Genomic DNA, 17,453 nt, shown 5'->3' with positions numbered 1-17,453 from the left:
CGTCGACGCGTGGGCGTCCCGGCTGCCGTTCCTGGCGAAGTGGAGTGGACGTATGATCCAGATCAAGACCGCGCACGAGATCGAGCTGATGCGCGCCTCCGGGTTGGTCACGGCCGGGGCCATCAAGGCCGTCCGCGCCGCGGTCCGCCCAGGGGTGAGCACCGGCGAGCTCGACGCCATCGCCGAGGACCACATCCGGTCCGCAGGTGCCGTACCGAACTTCCTCGGCTACCACGGGTTCACCGGGACCATCTGCGCCTCGATCAACGACGAGGTCGTGCACGGCATCCCCGACCCGGACCGCAGGCTGGCCGAGGGCGACAACATCTCCATCGACTGCGGCGCCGTCCTGGCCGGCTGGCACAGCGACTCGGCGGTGACCGTGACGGTGGGGGAGGCCTCCGCCGGAGACGCCGAACTCCTCGCGGTGACCGAGCAGTCGATGTGGGCCGGACTGGCCAAGGCCATCGCCGGCGGGCGGCTGACCGACATCAGCCATGCGGTCGAGGAGTCGATCGTGGCGCACGAGCACCGGTACGGCATCGTCGACCACTACGGCGGGCACGGCATCGGCACCGAGATGCACCAGGACCCGCACGTGCTCAACTACGGCCGGGCGGGCCGCGGCCCCAAGCTGGTGCCGGGGCTGGTGCTGGCGATCGAGCCGATGGTGACCATCGGGGACCCCGCCACCGCCGAGCTGGACGACGGGTGGACCGTCGTCACCAAGGACGGGTCGCGCGCCGCGCACTTCGAGCACAGCGTCGCCATCACTGCCGAGGGCCCCTGGGTCCTCACCGCCGAGGACGGCGGCGTCGCCGGTCTCGCACCCTTCGGCGTCACTGCCCGCAGCTGAGGAAGGACCCCGTCGCCCCCCAACACGAGCTCCGCTCGCGCCGGGTCCCTGCGACGGGGCCGTGGTGGTGGTCACCGGAGCCGGGTTGGAGAGCTCGTCGTCCTGGGAGTACAGTGGCCGATGGCGTTCGCGCCGTCCGTCGTCCTGCTGTGGCCGCAGGGAGTCGGGCGCCCTCTGCGAGATCGCCCGCACCACCCCTCCAGTGCCATCTCCGGCGCTGAACCCAGTACGACCGCCCTGCCGGCTCCGGCATGGGCGCGAGCAGTTCGATCGAACGAGGAGGCCGTGTAGGCGTGGCAAAGAAGGACGGGGCCATCGAGGTCGAGGGTCGTGTCGTCGAGCCGCTTCCCAACGCGATGTTCCGGGTCGAACTGCAGAACGGGCACCGGGTGCTCGCCCACATCAGCGGCAAGATGCGGCAGCACTACATCCGCATCCTGCCCGAGGACCGCGTGGTCGTGGAGCTCTCGCCCTACGACCTGACCCGTGGGCGCATCGTCTACCGCTACAAGTAACCCACCGCCGGACGTGCCCCGAGGGGCTGGAGCCGGCGCTCGATCTACAGGAATGAGGGCGGCACCGGTGAAGGTCCAGCCGTCGGTGAAGAAGATCTGTGACAAGTGCAAGGTGATCCGCCGGCACGGCCGGGTCATGGTCATCTGCGAGAACGCCCGGCACAAGCAGCGCCAGGGCTGAGGGAGTACCTGAACATGGCACGTCTGGCTGGCGTCGACCTCCCCCGCGAGAAGCGGATGGAGATCGCACTCACCTACATCTACGGGATCGGGCCGACCTCGGCCAAGGCGACCCTGGCCGCGACGGGCGTCAGCCCGGACCTGCGCGCCAAGGACCTGTCCGACGAGGACCTGCTCAAGCTGCGCGACTACATCGACGAGCACTTCCGCGTCGAGGGCGACCTGCGCCGCGAGGTGGCCGCCGACATCCGCCGCAAGGTGGAGATCGGCTGCTACCAGGGGATCCGGCACCGCCGCGGTCTCCCGGTGCACGGGCAGCGCACCAAGACGAACGCGCGCTCGAGCAAGGGCCCGCGCAAGACCATCGCGGGCAAGAAGAAGGCCCGCTGACCCACGCTTGACGGCGCACCGCCGCAGGTCCGAGAGGGCCGGATCGGCGGTGTGCCTGCACCTGCACCACCCAGGCCACGAACACAGACTCAGACCGGAGAGAGATGCCTCCCAGGGCTCGCGCGGCAGCTGGCACCAAGAAGGTGCGCCGCAAGGAGAAGAAGAACGTCGCCCACGGCGCGGCGCACATCAAGAGCACCTTCAACAACACGATCGTGTCGATCACCGACCCCACGGGCAACGTGATCAGCTGGGCGTCCGCCGGGCACGTCGGGTTCAAGGGCTCCCGCAAGTCCACGCCGTTCGCGGCGCAGATGGCTGCGGAGAACGCTGCGCGCAAGGCCCAGGAGCACGGCATGCGCAAGGTCGACGTCTTCGTGAAGGGCCCGGGCTCCGGTCGCGAGACCGCGATCCGCTCCCTGCAGGCCACCGGCCTCGAGGTCGGGCAGATCCAGGACGTGACGCCGCAGCCGCACAACGGCTGCCGCCCCAAGAAGCGCCGCCGGGTCTGACCGGTCACTGACGAGACGAAACAGGAGTATTTGACGTGGCCCGTTACACCGGACCCGACTGCCGCATGTGTCGGCGCGAGAAGATGAAGCTGTTCCTCAAGGGCAGCAAGTGCGAGTCCCCGAAGTGCCCGATCGAGATCCGGCCCTACCCGCCGGGCGAGCACGGCCGGGGTCGCACCAAGGACAGCGAGTACCTGCTCCAGCTCCGCGAGAAGCAGAAGGCCCGCCGCATCTACGGCGTGCTGGAGAAGCAGTTCCGCGGCTACTACGAAGAGGCGAACAAGAAGTCGGGCAAGACCGGTGAGGTCCTGCTGCAGATCCTCGAGTCCCGCCTCGACAACGTGGTCTACCGGGCCGGCTTCGCCGAGACCCGGGACATGGCGCGCCAGTTCGTGCGCCACGGCCACATCAGGGTCAACGGTCGCAAGGTGGACATCCCGTCCTACCGCGTGACCGCGAACGACATCGTCGAGGTGTCGGCGAAGTCCGTCGAGATGGTCCCGTTCCAGCTCGCCCAGGCCCGCGCCGGGCAGCGGCCGGTGCCGCCGTGGCTGGAGGTCATCACCTCCCAGCTGCGGGTCCTGGTGCACAACATCCCGGCCCGTCAGGTGATCGACACCCCGGTCCAGGAGCAGCTGATCGTGGAGCTCTACTCCAAGTAACAGAAGGACCCCCCTGCCCCCCACCGCTCGCAAGCTCGCGGTAGGACCCTGCAGGGGGGCCGAAGGCGGGGCGGGTGGACCGATGTCCGCCCCGCCGGCACCACCCCCCTCACGGCGTCATATGGCGGTCGCCGGAGGACACGAAGGAGATCCACCATGCTCATCGCACAGCGTCCGACCCTCACCGAGGAGACCATCGACGCCCAGCGCTCACGGTTCGTCATCGAGCCGCTCGAGCCGGGCTTCGGTTACACCCTCGGCAACTCGCTGCGTCGCACCCTGCTGTCCTCGATCCCCGGCGCTGCTGTCACCAGCATCCGCATCGAGGGCACCCTGCACGAGTTCACCACCGTGCCGGGCGTCAAGGAGGACGTCACCGAGGTCATCCTGAACCTCAAGGGCCTCGTGGTCAGCTCCGACTCCGACGAGCCGGTGACCATGTACCTGCGCAAGCAGGGCCCGGGTGAGGTCACCGCCGCCGACATCGCGCCCCCGGCCGGTGTCGAGGTGCACAACCCCGACCTGCACATCGCCACGCTGAACGCGAAGGGCCGGCTCGAGATCGAGCTGGTCGTCGAGCGCGGCCGCGGCTACGTGCCGGCCACCCAGAACAAGCAGCCCGGCCAGGAGATCGGTCGCATCCCCGTCGACTCGATCTACTCCCCGGTGCTGAAGGTGACCTACGCCGTCGAGGCCACCCGCGTCGAGCAGCGCACCGACTTCGACCGCCTGGTCGTCGACGTCGAGACCAAGCCGTCGATGGAGCCCCGCGACGCGATCGCCAGCGCCGGCTCCACCCTCGTCGAGCTCTTCGGTCTGCTGCGCGAGCTGAACGTCGACGCCGAGGGCATCGAGGTCGGTCCGAGCCCGTCCGAGGCCGCCGACATCGCGAACTTCTCGATGCCGATCGAGGACATGGACCTCACCGTCCGGTCCTACAACTGCCTCAAGCGCGAGGGTGTGCACACCGTCGGGGAGCTCGTCACCCGCTCGGAGGCCGACCTGCTCGACATCCGCAACTTCGGTGCCAAGTCGATCGACGAGGTCAAGCTGAAGCTCGCGGCGATGGGCCTGGCGCTCAAGGACAGCCCGCCCGGGTTCGTCCCCACCTCGGTGGAGAGCTACGACGAGGGGTACGAGACCGACGCGTACCAGGGTGACGCCAGCTACGGCGACCCTGCCACGTACGACGAGACCGCGTACCAGGAGACCGAGCAGCTCTGAAGAAGGACCCCGCTGCCCCCCACCGCTCGCACGCTCGCGGTGGGGCCCGGCAGCGGGGCCACCTCGGGCCCGCCACACTGGTCCCGAACGCAGCACCGCACCCTGCACCACCGCGATGGACGACGCAGCCGGCACACGCCCGCCCGGCCGCCTGAGGAAGGACCGACATGCCCACCCCCACCAAGGGTCCCCGTCTCGGCGGGTCCCCCGCGCACGAGCGGCTGATGCTGGCCAACCTGGCCACCTCGCTGTTCGAGCACGGGCGGATCACCACCACCGAGGCCAAGGCCAAGCGGCTGCGCCCGTACGCCGAGAAGCTGGTGACCTTCGCCAAGCGCGGTGACCTGCACGCCCGCCGGCAGGTGATGACGGTGATCCGCGACAAGGACGTCGTCCACCACCTGTTCGCCGACATCGGCCCGCGCTACGAGAACCGGCCCGGTGGCTACACGCGCATCGTCAAGGTCGGTCCGCGCAAGGGCGACAACGCGCCGATGGCCGTCATCGAGCTCGTCGAGGCCCAGACGGTGGCCCAGCAGGCCGTCGGCGAGGCCGAGCGCGCCCGTGGCACCCGGTTCGCCGGTGCGTCCGCCGTCGGTGCCGGTGGCGCTTCCGCCGCCGGTGAGGTCACCGCCGACGCGACCGAGCCCGGCCTGGTCGACACCGACGTCACCACCGGCCCGGGTGGCGACACCAGCCCGGCCGTCGTGGCCGACGCCGAGGGGCTCGCGGAGGGTCAGGCCGTCGTCACCGACGTCTACAACCCCGACGGTGACCGTCAGGACGACGGCAACGTCACCCCGGAGCCGACCTCGGAGAACCTGGCCGTCGTCGACGACCCCGGCCTCAGCCCGGACGTGGCCGCCGCTGCCGCTGCCGAGGTGGAGGCCGCCGAGCTCAGCGACGCCGCGACCGCCGGCGTCCAGGCCCCCGGCGGCGAGCCCGAGGTCGACCCCAAGTGACCTCGACCGTCTCCTGACGGTCAGCTCCATGGAGCACCTGCACATCGACGAGCCCGCCACCGGCACCGGTGGCGGGCTCGTCCGCGTCCGGCTGGAGGTCAGCTACGACGGCACCGCGCTGCACGGTTGGGCCCGCCAGCCCGGTCAGCGCACCGTCCAGGGCGAGCTGGAGCTGGGGCTGGCGACGGTGCTGCGGCACGACGTGGACCTCACCGTGGCCGGGCGCACCGACGCAGGTGTCCACGCCGTCGGTCAGGTGGCGCACACCGACCTCCCCGCCGAGCTGTTCGCCGCGCACGAGAGCCGGTTGCTCAGGCGGCTGCGCGGCGTCCTGCCGGCGGACGTCGCCGTCACCGGCGCCCGGGTGGTCCGCCCCGAGTTCGACGCCCGCTTCGCCGCCCTCGCCCGGCACTACGTCTACCGGCTGACCGACGCCGACTCCGGGCCGCCGCCGCTGCGCCGGGCGGACACGGCCGCCTGGCCGCGCCGGCTGGACGCCTCCGCGATGCGGGTGGCCGCGGCGCTGCTGCTCGGCCAGCACGACTTCGCGGCCTTCTGCCGCCGGCGGGAGGGCGCCACCACCATCCGCACCCTGCTCGACCTGGACGTGTGCCGGGAGGGTGCGGTCATCGAGGTGCAGGCCTCGGCCGACGCGTTCTGCCACTCGATGGTGCGCAGCCTGGTGGGGGCACTCATCGCTGTCGGCGAGGGTCGTCGTCCGGCCGGCTGGCCCGCCTCCCTGCTGGCGATGACCAGCCGGGCCAACGACGTCCCTGTCGCGCCGGCCGGCGGGCTCACCCTCGTCCGGGTCGACTACCCGCCGGACGACGACCTGGCCGCTCGCGCCCTGGTCACCCGGGCCAGGCGCAGCTGACCCCTCAGCGGGCCATGGTGGCCGACATGGCCCTCAGGGGAGAGCGGCGACCGCCTCGGCGATCGGGGTGTCCCCGCTGACCAGCTCGACCACCTCGCCCCACTTCCCGGCGGCCAGCACCTCGGCGAGCACGGCAGCGACGTCGTCCCGCGGGACCTGTCCGCGGTCGACGCCGTGCCGCAGCGTCACCCGGCCCGTGCCCGGGTCGTCGGTCAGTCCGCCCGGTCGCACGATGGTCGTGTCGAGAGCGGGGCGCGGCAGGACGTGGTCCTCGGCGGCCAGCTTGGCCTGCAGGTAGGCGGCGAACTGCCGGTCCATGCCCGGCGGCGTGCCCTGGCGGGCCTGCTCGACCCCCATGGAGGAGACGAGCAGGTACGGGCGGACACCGGCGGCCTCCGCCGCGTCGGCCAGCAGCAGCGCCGCGCCGCGGTCGACGGTGTGCTTGCGCTCGACCCCGCTGCTGGGTCCGCCGCCCGCCGCGAACACGACCGCGTCGGCTCCCCGGACGACGGCGGCAACGTCCTCGACCGATGCCTGCTCCAGGTCGAGGACGACCGGTTCCACCCCGTCGGACTCCAGGTCCGCGCGGTGGTCGGGGTTCCGGACGATGCCGGCGACGGAGTCGCCCCGGCTGCTGAGCAACCGGCCCAGCCGGCGGGCGACCTGGCCATGGGCTCCTGCGATGACGACGCGCATGGCACCGGCCTACCCCACCGGCGTCCCGAGCAACACCCCTGGGGGCTCAGCCGTCCGCGGGAGGCCGCACGGTGTGCGCCCTCGCCCGGGCCAGCTCGACCGGGGTGTCGCAGTCCGTCCACGGGGCGGGGTGGTCCGGTGCGACGGCGGGCCGGTAGCGGCGGACCGCCAGCGGGGCGAGCACGCCGCGCAGCGGGGCGTGCGGGCGCGCGCCGGCGGTCGCGGCACGGAGCACGGGGGTGCTCCAGACACCGAGCAGCAGTTGGTCGCGGCCGGTGTCGTCGACGACGAGCACCCCATCGCCGGTCAGCCGCTCGCGCAGGGCCGTCACCACGTCGACGGTCACGAACGGGAGGTCGGCGGCGAGCACCGCGACGACCTCGGCGTCCCCGGCGGCGGCCAGACCTGCGGCCAGCGCGGGGACCGGCCCGCCGCCGGGCGGGGACTCCCGGACCAGCAGCACGCCGGTCGGCACCGGCTGCGGGGGCCCGACGACGACGCGGGGGACGGCGCCGTCCAGGGCGGCCAGGACGCTGTCGAGCATGGTGCGGCCGCCGACCTCCAGCTGCGGCTTCGGCCGGCCGCCCAGCCGGGCCGCCCGGCCGCCGGCCAGGACGACCGCGGCGAAGGGGGGCAGCGAGCTCATGCGGGAACGGTAGGGCGCTACCGGTGAGTACCGTCGGCTGCGTGGGAAGAGTCACCAGCCGCACCCCGGTGCTGCGCATCCGTGGGCCCGTGCACACCCGACGTCCGGACACGGTCGCCGCCGAGGAGCCGCTGGAGATCCGGCTCGGCGGCACCCCGCTCGCCGTGACGATGCGCACCCCGGGTGACGACTTCGACCTGGTGCACGGCTTCCTCGCCACCGAGGGGGTCATCGCCTCGGCCGCCGACATCGCCGGGCTGCGGTACTGCAACTCGGTCGACGACGAGGGGCGGAACACCTACAACGTGGTCGACGTCGACCTCGCCCCCGGCGTCGAGACGCCGGACACCGCGCTGGACCGGAACTTCTACACCTCGAGCTCCTGCGGGGTGTGCGGCAAGGCGAGCATCGACGCAATCCGCACGAAGACCGCCTACGACGTCCGCGCGGACGACACCCGCCTGTCGCTGGAGACCCTGCTCGCGTTGCCCGACCGGCTGCGCGCCGCCCAGCAGGTCTTCGACAAGACCGGTGGGCTGCACGCCGCCGGCCTGTTCACCGCCGACGGCGACCTCGTCGCGCTGCGGGAGGACGTCGGCCGGCACAACGCGGTGGACAAGGTCGTCGGCGACGCGGTCCGCGAGGGCCGGGTCCCGCTGGCCGGGCACGTGCTGATGGTGAGCGGGCGGTCGTCGTTCGAGCTGACCCAGAAGGCGGCGATGGCCGCGGTGCCGGTGCTGGCCGCGGTGTCCGCCCCCAGCTCGCTGGCGGTGGAGCTGGCCGCCGACGTCGGCATCACCCTGATCGGCTTCCTCCGCGGCGACGGCTGCAACGTCTACACCCACCCCGAACGCCTGGTGCTGGACTGAGTGGAGTGCCACGGGCGCGGAGAGCGCGCCGTGGCACTCCACTCAGTGGTCGCCGCCGCGGAGCTGGCTGACCACGTGCGGGAGCAGCGGGCCGAGTACCGCCAGCCCGTCGCGGACGCCGCCGGTGGAGCCGGGCAGGTTCACGATCAGCGTCCGGCCCGCCGTCCCGGCCGTGCCGCGGGACAACACCGAGGTGGGGACGCTCGGCTCGCCGTACCGGCGCACGGCCTCGGCGATGCCGGGGGCCTCCCGCTCGAGCACCACGCGGGTCGCCTCGGGCGTGACGTCGGTGGGGGACAACCCGGTGCCGCCGGTGGTGAGGACGACGTCGGTGCCGGACGCGACCGCCTCGCGCAGCACCTCGACGAGCGCGTCGACGTCGTCCCGGCACACGTGCGGGCCGTCGACGGTGAACCCCAGGGACTGCAGCCCCTCGGCGAGGGCCTGCCCGCTGCGGTCGGGGTAGACCCCGGCCGAGGCGCGGTTGGAGGCGGTGACGACGACCGCGCGGGCGTCGGCGGGGAGCTCGCTCACCGGACCCAGTCGCCCTTCTTGCCGCCGGACTTGCTGAGCAGCCGGACGTCGGTGATGACCGCCCGCGGGTCGACGGCCTTGACCATGTCGATGACGGTGAGCCCGGCGACGGCGACCGAGGTCAGCGCCTCCATCTCCACCCCCGTGCGGTCGGCGGTGCGGGCGGTGGCGGTGATCTCCACGGCGTCGTCGGCGACCTCGACGTCCACGGTCACCCCGTGCAGGGCGATCGGGTGGCACAGCGGCACCAGGTCCGGCGTCCGCTTGGCACCCATGATCCCGGCGATCCGGGCCACCGCGATCGCGTCGCCCTTGGGCACGCCCGCTCCGCGCAGCAACTCGATGACCTCCGGGCTCACCAGGACCCGGCCGGCCGCCGTCGCCACCCGCTCGGTCACCGTCTTGGCGGTGACGTCGACCATCCGGGCGGCGCCGGTCTCGTCGACGTGGGTCAGTCGTGCCTCGGTCATTGCAGTACACATCCGTTCGTCTCCGTCAGCGTTCCGCTCCTCGGTCGCTGGCGCTCCCTGCGATGCTCGCGCAGGCGTCGACTCACTGGAGGGCTCCTTCGATCAGGACGACGACGACCTCGGCGCCCTCAGGCAGCTCGGTGACGTCCTCGGGGACGACGACCAGGCAGTTGGCGCGCGCCAGGTGGGCGACCAGGTGCGACCCCGGCCCGCCGACCTGGGTGACGACCTCGCCGTCGAAGCGGCCGCGCAGGAACTGCCGGCGACCGGCGGGGGAGCGCAGCGCCGTGGTCAGCCGGGCGGTGGTGCGCAGCCGGTCGGGGGAGGTGTGCCCGAGCGCGCGGCGCAGGGCCGGGCGCACGAACACCTCGAAGGAGACGAACGAGCTCACCGGGTTGCCCGGCAGGGTGACGACCGGGACCCCGTCGACGGTGCCCGCGCCCTGCGGCCCACCGGGCTGCATCGCGACCTTGGCGAACTCCACCGTGCCCAGCCCGCGGAAGGCGTCCTTGACCACCTCGTAGGCGCCGGCGCTCACGCCACCGCTGGTGACCAGCAGGTCCGCGCCGGCCAGCTCGGCCCGCACGGTGGTGAGGAACTGGTCGACGTCGTCGGGGACGAAGTGCAGCGTCGCGGCGTCGCCCCCTGCGTCGGCGACGGCGGCGGCGAGCAGCACCGAGTTCGACTCGTAGATCTGCCCGGGCTGCAGCGGCCGGCCGGGCTCGACCAGCTCGCTGCCGGTGGAGAGCACCAGCACCCGGGGACGCCGGCGCACCGGCACCGCCGCGTACCCGACGGCCGCGGCGAGGCCGAGCTGTGCCGCGCCCAGGGCGGTCCCGGCCGGCAGCGCCAGGTCACCGGCGCGGATGTCCTCCCCGGCGTGCCGCAGGTGGGTGCCGACCTCCGGGGAGCCGGAGATGGTGACGACGTCGGTGGCCCCGTCGGTGCGCTCCACCGGGACGACGACGTCGGCACCCTCGGGCAGCGGGGCGCCGGTCATGATCCGGTGCACCGTGCCGGGGAGCAACGGGGGGATGTCGGTGCGGCCCGCGGGGAGGTCGGCGCCGACGGGCAGCCGGACGGGAGCCGCCTCGCTCGCCGTCCTGACCTCGGCGTGCCGGGCGGCGTAGCCGTCCATCGCGGAGTTGGCGAACCCGGGCAGCGAGACCAGCGCGGGCAGGTCGCGGGCGACCACCCGCCCGGCTGCCGCCGCGAGCGGGACCTCCTCGACCGGCAGGGCGGCGAGCAGCCCGGTCACCACCGCCTGGTGTTCCTCGACCGTGCGCACCCGTCCATCCTGGCCGATGGGCGCGACCGGGGGCACAGCGGTTAGCGTTCCGGCGGCAGCGCAGGGAGCGAGGAGGAGACGTGGCCGAGATCGACCGGATGCTCGAGGCGAACGAGCGGTGGGCCGGGCAGTTCGGGGGCAGCAGGCCGGTGCGCCCGGCGCGGAAGGTCGCCGTCGTGGCGTGCATGGACTCCCGGATCCCGTTGTTCGGGGTGCTGGGCCTGGAGATCGGGGACGCGCACGTCATCCGCAACGCCGGCGGCGTCATCACCGAGGACGTCATCCGGTCGCTGACCCTCAGCCAGCACGCACTGGGCACGCGCGAGATCGTCCTGGTCCACCACACCGACTGCGGGTTGCAGACCACCGACGACGTCGCCTTCGCCGACACCGTCGAGCGGGCCACCGGCCGCCGCCCGCCGTGGGCCACCCGCACCTTCACCGACGTGGACGCCGACGTCCGGGAGTCCATGCGGCTGGTCCGCGAGAGCCCCTACCTGCTGTCGCACGAGGTGCGCGGCACCGTCTACGACGTCGCGACCGGTCGGCTCCGCGAGGTCGACTGAGCTCGGCTGGTATCGTGCTCGGTTGGTGCGCGACGCCGGCTGGTGCGCGCGTGCCCGGGGCCCTCGATCTGATCGGGCTGCCTCACGTCTCCCGTGTTCGGTGAGGCGACTCCACCAGCCGCCCGCCAGACGACGACGAAGGACAGTGAGCCTCGTGCGCACGTACGCCCCCAAGCCCGGTGAGATCACCCGGGCCTGGCACGTCATCGACGCCACCGACGTGGTGCTCGGTCGACTCGCCAGCCAGACCGCGATCCTCCTGCGCGGCAAGCACAAGCCCCAGTTCGCTCCGCACGTCGACGCCGGCGACTTCGTCGTCATCGTCAACGCGGGCAAGGTGGCCCTCACCGGCTCCAAGCGCGACGCCAAGATCGCCTACCGGCACTCCGGCTACCCGGGTGGTCTGCGGGCGATCAACGTCGGCGACGAGCTGAAGACCCGCCCCGACCGCGTCATCGAGCGCGCCGTCAAGGGGATGCTGCCGCACAACACGCTGGGCCGGCAGATGCTCTCCAAGCTCAAGGTCTACGCCGGGCCTGAGCACCCGCACTCCGCCCAGCAGCCCCAGACCTTCGAGATCAAGCAGGTGGCCCAGTGACCAGCGCACTGACCGTGACCGACGCCGACGGGCGTCCCATCCAGACCGTCGGCCGTCGCAAGGAGGCCATCGTCCGGGTGCGTCTCCTCCCCGGCACCGGCCAGTTCAAGCTCAACGGCCGCACCATCGAGGAGTACTTCCCCAACAAGGTGCACCAGCAGCTCATCCGTGAGCCGTTCGTGATCCTGGAGAAGGGCGAGCAGTACGACGTCGTCGGCATCCTGCACGGTGGCGGCGTCAGTGGTCAGGCCGGCGCGCTGCGCCTGGCGATCGCCCGCGCGCTCATCGAGATCGAGCCCGACGACCGCCCGGCGCTGAAGAAGGCCGGCTTCCTGACTCGTGACCCCCGTGTCACCGAGCGCAAGAAGTACGGGCTGAAGAAGGCCCGCAAGGCGCCCCAGTACTCCAAGCGCTGACCGGTACGTCCGTGGGTCGCCTGTTCGGGACCGATGGCGTCCGTGGCCTGGCCAACGCCGATCTGACGCCGGAACTGGCGCTCTCGGTGGCCCGGGCGGCCGCCAGCGTGCTCGCCGACCGCGACGGGACCTCGCGTCCCGTCGCGGTCGTCGGCCGCGACCCCCGCGCGAGCGGGGAGATGCTCGAGGCGGCGGTGGTCGCCGGCCTGGCCAGCGCCGGGGCCGAGGTGCTCCGCGCTGGCGTGCTGCCGACGCCGGCCATCGCCCACCTCACCGGCCGCACCGAGGCCGACCTCGGCGTCATGATCTCGGCCAGCCACAACCCGATGCCCGACAACGGCATCAAGTTGTTCAGCCGGGGTGGGCACAAGCTGCCCGACGCCGTCGAGGCAGCGATCGAGCGGCGCATCGCCGGGCGCGAGGGCATCGACCACCGCCCGACGGGCGGGGGCATCGGCCGCGTCCGTGACCTGGACGGCGCGGCCGAGGACTACACCGCCCACGTGCTGTCGGCGCTGCGCGAGCCGCTGCGCGGGCTGCGCGTGGTCGTCGACTGCGCGCACGGTGCGGCCTCTCGCGCCGCCCCCGAGGTCTACCGCCGGGCCGGTGCCCAGGTGCAGGTCATCGGTGGCGAGCCCGACGGCTGGAACATCAACGACGGCATCGGCTCGACCCACCTGGGTCCGCTGAAGGAGGCCGTCGCCCGGCACGGCGCGGACATCGGCATCGCCCACGACGGCGACGCCGACCGCTGCCTGGCCGTCACCGCCCAGGGCGACGTCGTCGACGGCGACGCGATCCTGGCGATCTGCGCCCTGGCGCTGCACGAGAGCGGCAACCTGACCAACGACACCGTCGTCGCCACCGTGATGAGCAACCTCGGCTTCCACCACACCATGCGGCAGGCCGGCATCGCGGTGCAGACGACGGCGGTCGGCGACCGGTACGTGCTGGAGGCGCTGCACTCGCGGGGCTTGTCCCTCGGTGGCGAGCAGAGCGGTCACCTGGTCTTCCTGGACTGGGCCACCACCGGCGACGGGCTGCTCACCGGCCTGGCGCTGCTGTCCCGGATGAGCGCCACCGGCGCCTCGCTCGCCGAGCTCGCCTCGGTGGTGCACCGGCTGCCGCAGACGCTGGTCAACGTGCCGGTCACCGACCGGCTGGCGGTCGCGGCGAGCGACGAGGTCGCCGCGGCGGTCAACGACGTCGAGGCCGAGCTCGGTGACACCGGCCGGGTCCTGCTGCGCCCCTCGGGCACCGAGCAGCTGGTCCGGGTGATGGTCGAGGCCCCCACCCAGGAGCAGGCCGACGCCGTCGCCGCGCGGCTGGCCGAGGTCGTCGCCGCCACGAGGTGACGACCTCCACCCCATGGTGTGAGGCTGTGACCCCCTCACCGCCGGTATCGTCAGGCGAATGTGCGGCATCGTGGGTTACGTCGGTCCGCAGGACTCCCTGGACGTCGTCCTGGAGGGCCTGCGCCGGCTGGAGTACCGGGGTTACGACTCGGCAGGCGTCGCCGTCCTGTCCGACGGACGGCTGAGCACCGCCAAGAAGGCCGGCAAGCTGGCCAACCTGGAGAAGGTGCTCATCGAGGAGGCGCTGCCGGCCTCGACGATCGGGATCGGGCACACCCGCTGGGCCACCCACGGCGGCCCGACCGACCGGAACGCGCACCCGCACGTGTCGGCCGACGGCCAGGTCGCCGTCGTCCACAACGGCATCATCGAGAACTTCGTCCCGCTGCGCGCCGAGATCGAGGCGACCGGTGTCGAGTTCTCCTCCGAGACCGACACCGAGGTGGTCGCCCACCTGCTCGCGGCGGTCTACGCCGAGACCCCGGCCGGGCCGGGCCGACTGGCCGAGGCGATGCGCGCGGTCAGCCGTCAGCTGGAGGGCGCCTTCACCCTGGTCGCCACGCACGCCGCGGAGCCCGACACGCTCGTCGCCTCGCGGCGGAACAGCCCGCTGGTCGTCGGTGTCGGCGAGGGCGAGTACTTCCTCGGCTCCGACGTCGCCGCGTTCATCGCGCACACCCGCAACGCCCTCGAGCTCGGCCAGGACCAGGTCGTCGAGCTGCACCGCGAGCGCGGGGTGACGGTCACCGACTTCACCGGCACCGTCGTGGAGCCCACCGCCTACAGCGTCGACTGGGACGCCGCGGCCGCCGAGAAGGACGGCTACGACTGGTTCATGCTCAAGGAGATCGCCGAGCAGCCCAAGGCGGTCGCCGACACGCTGCTGGGCCGGCTGAGCGACACCGGCGCGCTGGTCCTGGACGAGCTGCGGCTGTCCGAGCAGGAGCTGCGCGACGTCGACAAGGTCTTCGTCGTCGCCTGCGGCACGGCCTACCACGCCGGGCTGATCGCCAAGTACGCCATCGAGCACTGGACCCGGATCCCGGTCGAGGTCGAGCTGGCCAGCGAGTTCCGCTACCGCGACCCGGTGCTGGACCGCTCCACGCTGGTCGTGGTGGTCAGCCAGTCCGGCGAGACGATGGACACGCTGATGGCGCTGCGGCACGCCAAGGAGCAGAAGGCCAAGGTGCTGGCCATCTGCAACGCCAACGGGTCGACCATCCCGCGGGAGTCCGACGCCGTCCTGTACACCCACGCCGGTCCCGAGGTCGCCGTCGCCTCGACCAAGGGGTTCCTGACCCAGGTCGTCGCCTGCTACCTGGTCGGTGCCTTCCTCGCCCAGGTCCGCGGGGTCAAGTACGCCGACGAGGTCGCCGCGATCGTCGACGACCTGCGCGCGCTGCCGGACAAGGTGACCGAGGTGCTCACCACCATGGAGCCAGTCCGCGAGCTCGCCCGGTCCCTGGCCACCGAGGGCACCCTGCTCTTCCTCGGCCGGCACGTCGGCTACCCGGTGGCCCTCGAGGGTGCGCTCAAGCTCAAGGAGCTGGCCTACATCCACGCGGAGGGCTTCGCGGCCGGCGAGCTCAAGCACGGGTCGATCGCGCTCATCGACCAGGGCACCCCGGTCGTGGTGATCGTCCCGTCGCCGCTGAGCCGCGAGTCGGTGCACGGCAAGGTGGTCAGCAACATCCAGGAGGTGCGGGCCCGCGGGGCGCGCACCATCGTGATCGCCGAGGAGGGCGACGAGGACGTCGTGCCCTTCGCCGACCACCTCATCCGGGTGCCGCGGACGCCGACCCTGCTGGCCCCGGTGGTCACCACCGTGCCGCTGCAGGTGCTGGCCTGCGAGATCGCCGCCACCCGCGGCCTGGACGTCGACCAGCCGCGCAACCTGGCCAAGTCCGTCACGGTGGAGTGACGGGCCGCGCCGGGATCAGCTGACCTGATCGTCGTTGCTCCTGGCTCACGGCACACCGTGAGCCAGGAGCACGTGCGGTGAGCCAGGACGCCGCCAGGCACACTGACCGCGTGATCATCGGGGTCGGGATCGACGTGTGCCCGGTCGAGCGGTTTGCGGCGTCGCTGGTCCGGACGCCGGGGCTGCGCGACCGGCTGTTCACCGCCGCGGAGCAGCTCACGCCGTCCGGGACCGAGCGCAGCGGTGAGTCGCTGGCCGCCCGGTTCGCGGCCAAGGAGGCACTGGCCAAGGCCCTCGGCGCGCCGGGCCACCTGCTCTGGCACGACGCCGAGGTGGTCGTGGGGGAGCGGGGGCGGCCGCACCTGGAGGTCCGCGGCACCGTCGCCGAGCGGGCCGCGGAGCTCGGCGTCACCGCCTGGCACGTGTCCCTCAGCCACGACGGAGGCCTGGCGTCCGCCGTGGTCATCGCCGAGGGCGGCACGCCGTGACCGGGCTGTTCACCGCCGCCCAGGTGCGCGGCGCCGAGCAGGCCGCGATGGCCGGCCTCCGCCCCGGCGTGCTCATGCAGCGCGCCGCCACCGGGCTGGCCACGGTCTGCCTCGGGCTGCTGGGCCGGGCGCACGGCGTCCGGGTCGTGCTGCTGGTCGGCTCCGGTGACAACGGCGGTGACGCGCTGTTCGCCGGCGCCGCCCTCGCGGCCCGCGGGGCGCAGGTCACCGCCGTGCTGCTCGCCCCCGAGCGCGCGCACGCCGCGGGCGTGGCCGCCCTCCGGCGGGCCGGCGGCCGGTTCGGCGGGGCCGACGCCCTCGCCCGGGCCGACCTGGTCCTCGACGGGATCGTCGGCATCGGCGGCTCCGGTGGGCTCCGGGACGACGCCGTGGCACTGGTGCGCGCGGCGGTGGCCGGGCCCGGCCTGCTGGTGGCGGTCGACGTCCCCAGCGGGGTCGCCGCCGACACCGGGGACGTGCCCGGTGAGGCGTTCCCCGCCCAGCACACGGTGACCTTCGGCGCGGTGAAGACCGGTCTCGTCGTCGGCGCGGGCCGCGGGTACGCCGGGACCGTGCACCTGGTCGACATCGGGCTCGGACCGCACCTGCCGGCACCGGACGCCGAGCAGCTCACCGACGCCGACGTCGCCGTCCACCTGGACCCACCCGGCGCCGGCGACGACAAGTACTCCCGGGGCGTGGTCGGCGTCATCGCCGGCTCGGCCACCTACCCCGGCGCCGGCGTGCTCTGCACCGGCGCCGCGCTGCGCGCCCGCCCGGGCCTGGTCCGCTACGCCGGCACCGCCGCCGGGGGCGTGCAGGCAGCCTGGCCCGAGGCGCTGGTCACCTCCGGCCGGCCAGGAGCCGCCGGCCGCGTGCAGGCCTGGGTCGTCGGACCCGGGATGGGCACCGACGACGCCGCCCGCAGCGTGCTGGCCGAGGTGCTGGCCACCGACCTCCCGGTGGTCGTCGACGCCGACGCGCTGACCCTGGTCGCCCGGCACCCCGAGCTGGTGGGGGACCGGTCGGCGCCGACCGTGCTCACCCCGCACGACCGGGAGTTCGCCCGGCTCTTCGGGGAGGTGGGCAGCGACCGGGTCGCCGCCGCCCGCCGCGGGGCCACCTCACTCGGCTGCACGGTGCTGCTCAAGGGCGACGCCACCGTGGTCGCCGACGCCGACGGCAGCACCTACGTCAACGCCACCGGCACCTCGTGGCTGGCCACCGCCGGCACCGGGGACGTGCTCGCGGGCGTCCTCGGCGCGTTCCTGGCCAGCGGGCTGGCCCCGGCGGAGGCGGCGGCGGTCGCCGCGCACGTGCACGGTCGGGCCGGGCAGCTGGCCGCCGAGCAGGGCCCGCTGATCGCCGGTGACCTGGTGCGGTCCCTGCCACGGACGCTCGCCCGGCTGCGCGGCGCGACCGGCTGATCCC

Annotated in this window: 22 protein-coding genes; 17 read left to right on the top strand and 5 right to left on the bottom strand. The window is 73.3% G+C overall.

Going from position 1 to position 17,453, the window contains the following annotated elements; translation table 11 throughout:
• Positions 1-52: 52 nt before the first annotated feature.
• The 9 genes from map (at position 53) to truA (ending at position 6,175) form a co-directional block, all read left to right on the top strand.
• Positions 53-856, top strand: a complete 804-nt coding sequence (gene map, locus FHL79_RS01320; RefSeq protein WP_138756836.1) for a type I methionyl aminopeptidase — start codon at positions 53-55, stop codon at positions 854-856.
• 293 nt (positions 857-1,149) lie between these two features.
• Positions 1,150-1,371 (top strand): translation initiation factor IF-1, encoded by a 222-nt coding sequence (gene infA / locus FHL79_RS01315; RefSeq protein ID WP_012950459.1) that lies wholly within the window; start codon positions 1,150-1,152, stop codon positions 1,369-1,371.
• 67 nt (positions 1,372-1,438) lie between these two features.
• Positions 1,439-1,552, top strand: a complete 114-nt coding sequence (gene rpmJ, locus FHL79_RS01310) for a 50S ribosomal protein L36 (RefSeq protein ID WP_014742835.1) — start codon at positions 1,439-1,441, stop codon at positions 1,550-1,552.
• Between the two features lie 14 nt (positions 1,553-1,566).
• Positions 1,567-1,941, top strand: a complete 375-nt coding sequence (rpsM, locus tag FHL79_RS01305) for a 30S ribosomal protein S13 (protein ID WP_026844841.1) — start codon at positions 1,567-1,569, stop codon at positions 1,939-1,941.
• Between the two features lie 104 nt (positions 1,942-2,045).
• Entirely contained in the window at positions 2,046-2,453 is a 408-nt protein-coding gene (rpsK, locus tag FHL79_RS01300; protein WP_026844840.1) for a 30S ribosomal protein S11, read from the top strand.
• 35 nt (positions 2,454-2,488) lie between these two features.
• Entirely contained in the window at positions 2,489-3,115 is a 627-nt protein-coding gene (gene rpsD / locus FHL79_RS01295; protein WP_138756835.1) for a 30S ribosomal protein S4, read from the top strand.
• 156 nt (positions 3,116-3,271) lie between these two features.
• The gene (locus FHL79_RS01290) at positions 3,272-4,339 is read left to right on the top strand and encodes a DNA-directed RNA polymerase subunit alpha (RefSeq protein WP_138756834.1); all 1,068 of its coding nucleotides are present in this window, start codon (positions 3,272-3,274) and stop codon (positions 4,337-4,339) included.
• Positions 4,340-4,506: 167 nt separating this feature from the next.
• Positions 4,507-5,301 carry a 50S ribosomal protein L17 gene (rplQ, locus tag FHL79_RS26320; RefSeq protein ID WP_138756833.1) on the top strand — a complete coding sequence of 265 codons (795 nt, stop codon included), beginning with the start codon at positions 4,507-4,509 and terminating at the stop codon, positions 5,299-5,301.
• Between the two features lie 28 nt (positions 5,302-5,329).
• A complete protein-coding gene (truA, locus tag FHL79_RS01280; RefSeq protein ID WP_138756832.1) occupies positions 5,330-6,175 on the top strand; it encodes a tRNA pseudouridine(38-40) synthase TruA in 846 nt (281 codons plus the stop codon).
• 33 nt (positions 6,176-6,208) lie between these two features.
• Here the strand turns inward: truA and FHL79_RS01275 are convergent, their stop codons facing one another.
• Both FHL79_RS01275 and mobA read right to left on the bottom strand, forming a co-directional pair.
• Positions 6,209-6,871: an NAD(P)H-binding protein gene (locus FHL79_RS01275; RefSeq protein ID WP_138756831.1), complete on the bottom strand. Its 663-nt coding sequence runs from the start codon at positions 6,869-6,871 to the stop codon at positions 6,209-6,211.
• Positions 6,872-6,917: 46 nt separating this feature from the next.
• Positions 6,918-7,517: a molybdenum cofactor guanylyltransferase gene (gene mobA / locus FHL79_RS01270; protein ID WP_138756830.1), complete on the bottom strand. Its 600-nt coding sequence runs from the start codon at positions 7,515-7,517 to the stop codon at positions 6,918-6,920.
• A 41-nt stretch (positions 7,518-7,558) separates the two neighbouring features.
• Here mobA and fdhD point away from each other — a divergent pair, with 41 nt between their 5' ends.
• Positions 7,559-8,386, top strand: a complete 828-nt coding sequence (gene fdhD / locus FHL79_RS01265) for a formate dehydrogenase accessory sulfurtransferase FdhD (RefSeq protein ID WP_138756829.1) — start codon at positions 7,559-7,561, stop codon at positions 8,384-8,386.
• 42 nt (positions 8,387-8,428) lie between these two features.
• On the opposite strand, the gene FHL79_RS01260 is transcribed toward fdhD, so the two are convergent.
• The 3 genes from FHL79_RS01260 to moeA all read right to left on the bottom strand — a co-directional run bounded on the left by FHL79_RS01260 (position 8,429) and on the right by moeA (position 10,678).
• Positions 8,429-8,920 (bottom strand): MogA/MoaB family molybdenum cofactor biosynthesis protein, encoded by a 492-nt coding sequence (locus FHL79_RS01260; protein WP_138756828.1) that lies wholly within the window; start codon positions 8,918-8,920, stop codon positions 8,429-8,431.
• On the bottom strand, positions 8,917-9,390 hold the full coding sequence (gene moaC / locus FHL79_RS01255; protein ID WP_138756827.1) for a cyclic pyranopterin monophosphate synthase MoaC: 474 nt from the start codon (positions 9,388-9,390) through the stop codon (positions 8,917-8,919). The genes FHL79_RS01260 and moaC overlap by 4 nt, the downstream gene beginning before the upstream one ends.
• An 82-nt stretch (positions 9,391-9,472) precedes the next feature.
• Positions 9,473-10,678, bottom strand: a complete 1,206-nt coding sequence (moeA, locus tag FHL79_RS01250; protein ID WP_138756826.1) for a molybdopterin molybdotransferase MoeA — start codon at positions 10,676-10,678, stop codon at positions 9,473-9,475.
• 80 nt (positions 10,679-10,758) lie between these two features.
• On the opposite strand from moeA, the gene FHL79_RS01245 reads away from it, so the two are divergent.
• The 7 genes from FHL79_RS01245 (at position 10,759) to FHL79_RS01215 (ending at position 17,449) form a co-directional block, all read left to right on the top strand.
• Positions 10,759-11,244: a beta-class carbonic anhydrase gene (locus tag FHL79_RS01245; RefSeq protein ID WP_138756825.1), complete on the top strand. Its 486-nt coding sequence runs from the start codon at positions 10,759-10,761 to the stop codon at positions 11,242-11,244.
• 154 nt (positions 11,245-11,398) lie between these two features.
• On the top strand, positions 11,399-11,842 hold the full coding sequence (gene rplM / locus FHL79_RS01240) for a 50S ribosomal protein L13 (RefSeq protein ID WP_138756824.1): 444 nt from the start codon (positions 11,399-11,401) through the stop codon (positions 11,840-11,842).
• Positions 11,839-12,258, top strand: coding sequence for a 30S ribosomal protein S9 (gene rpsI / locus FHL79_RS01235; protein WP_138756823.1), 420 nt, complete (start codon positions 11,839-11,841; stop codon positions 12,256-12,258). Before rplM ends, rpsI begins: the two co-directional genes overlap by 4 nt.
• A gap of 11 nt (positions 12,259-12,269) precedes the next feature.
• Entirely contained in the window at positions 12,270-13,613 is a 1,344-nt protein-coding gene (gene glmM, locus FHL79_RS01230; protein WP_138756822.1) for a phosphoglucosamine mutase, read from the top strand.
• A 58-nt stretch (positions 13,614-13,671) separates the two neighbouring features.
• The gene (gene glmS / locus FHL79_RS01225; RefSeq protein WP_138756821.1) at positions 13,672-15,534 is read left to right on the top strand and encodes a glutamine--fructose-6-phosphate transaminase (isomerizing); all 1,863 of its coding nucleotides are present in this window, start codon (positions 13,672-13,674) and stop codon (positions 15,532-15,534) included.
• A gap of 110 nt (positions 15,535-15,644) precedes the next feature.
• Positions 15,645-16,022, top strand: a complete 378-nt coding sequence (locus tag FHL79_RS01220; protein WP_138756820.1) for a holo-ACP synthase — start codon at positions 15,645-15,647, stop codon at positions 16,020-16,022.
• Complete coding sequence (locus FHL79_RS01215) at positions 16,019-17,449, top strand: NAD(P)H-hydrate dehydratase (RefSeq protein WP_138756819.1); 1,431 nt, start codon at positions 16,019-16,021, stop codon at positions 17,447-17,449. Before FHL79_RS01220 ends, FHL79_RS01215 begins: the two co-directional genes overlap by 4 nt.
• Positions 17,450-17,453: the final 4 nt, after the last annotated feature.

It is taken from the genome of Modestobacter altitudinis (assembly GCF_005930475.1).
In the GTDB taxonomy this organism is placed as follows: Bacteria; Actinomycetota; Actinomycetes; order Mycobacteriales; family Geodermatophilaceae; genus Modestobacter; species Modestobacter altitudinis.
This window is presented reverse-complemented; position numbering and strand designations above follow the sequence as displayed.

Excerpts from the sequence above, each read along its gene's own strand:
- moaC (WP_138756827.1), bottom strand. The coding sequence starts at position 9,390 with ATGACCGAGGCACGACTGACCCACGTCGACGAGACCGGCGCCGCCCGG.
- FHL79_RS01275 (WP_138756831.1), bottom strand. The coding sequence starts at position 6,871 with ATGCGCGTCGTCATCGCAGGAGCCCATGGCCAGGTCGCCCGCCGGCTG.
- mobA (WP_138756830.1), bottom strand. The coding sequence starts at position 7,517 with ATGAGCTCGCTGCCCCCCTTCGCCGCGGTCGTCCTGGCCGGCGGCCGG.
- truA (WP_138756832.1), top strand. The coding sequence starts at position 5,330 with ATGGAGCACCTGCACATCGACGAGCCCGCCACCGGCACCGGTGGCGGG.
- map (WP_138756836.1), top strand. The coding sequence starts at position 53 with ATGATCCAGATCAAGACCGCGCACGAGATCGAGCTGATGCGCGCCTCC.
- rpsM (WP_026844841.1), top strand. The coding sequence starts at position 1,567 with ATGGCACGTCTGGCTGGCGTCGACCTCCCCCGCGAGAAGCGGATGGAG.
- rplQ (WP_138756833.1), top strand. The coding sequence starts at position 4,507 with ATGCCCACCCCCACCAAGGGTCCCCGTCTCGGCGGGTCCCCCGCGCAC.
- rpsK (WP_026844840.1), top strand. The coding sequence starts at position 2,046 with ATGCCTCCCAGGGCTCGCGCGGCAGCTGGCACCAAGAAGGTGCGCCGC.
- glmS (WP_138756821.1), top strand. The coding sequence starts at position 13,672 with ATGTGCGGCATCGTGGGTTACGTCGGTCCGCAGGACTCCCTGGACGTC.
- FHL79_RS01290 (WP_138756834.1), top strand. The coding sequence starts at position 3,272 with ATGCTCATCGCACAGCGTCCGACCCTCACCGAGGAGACCATCGACGCC.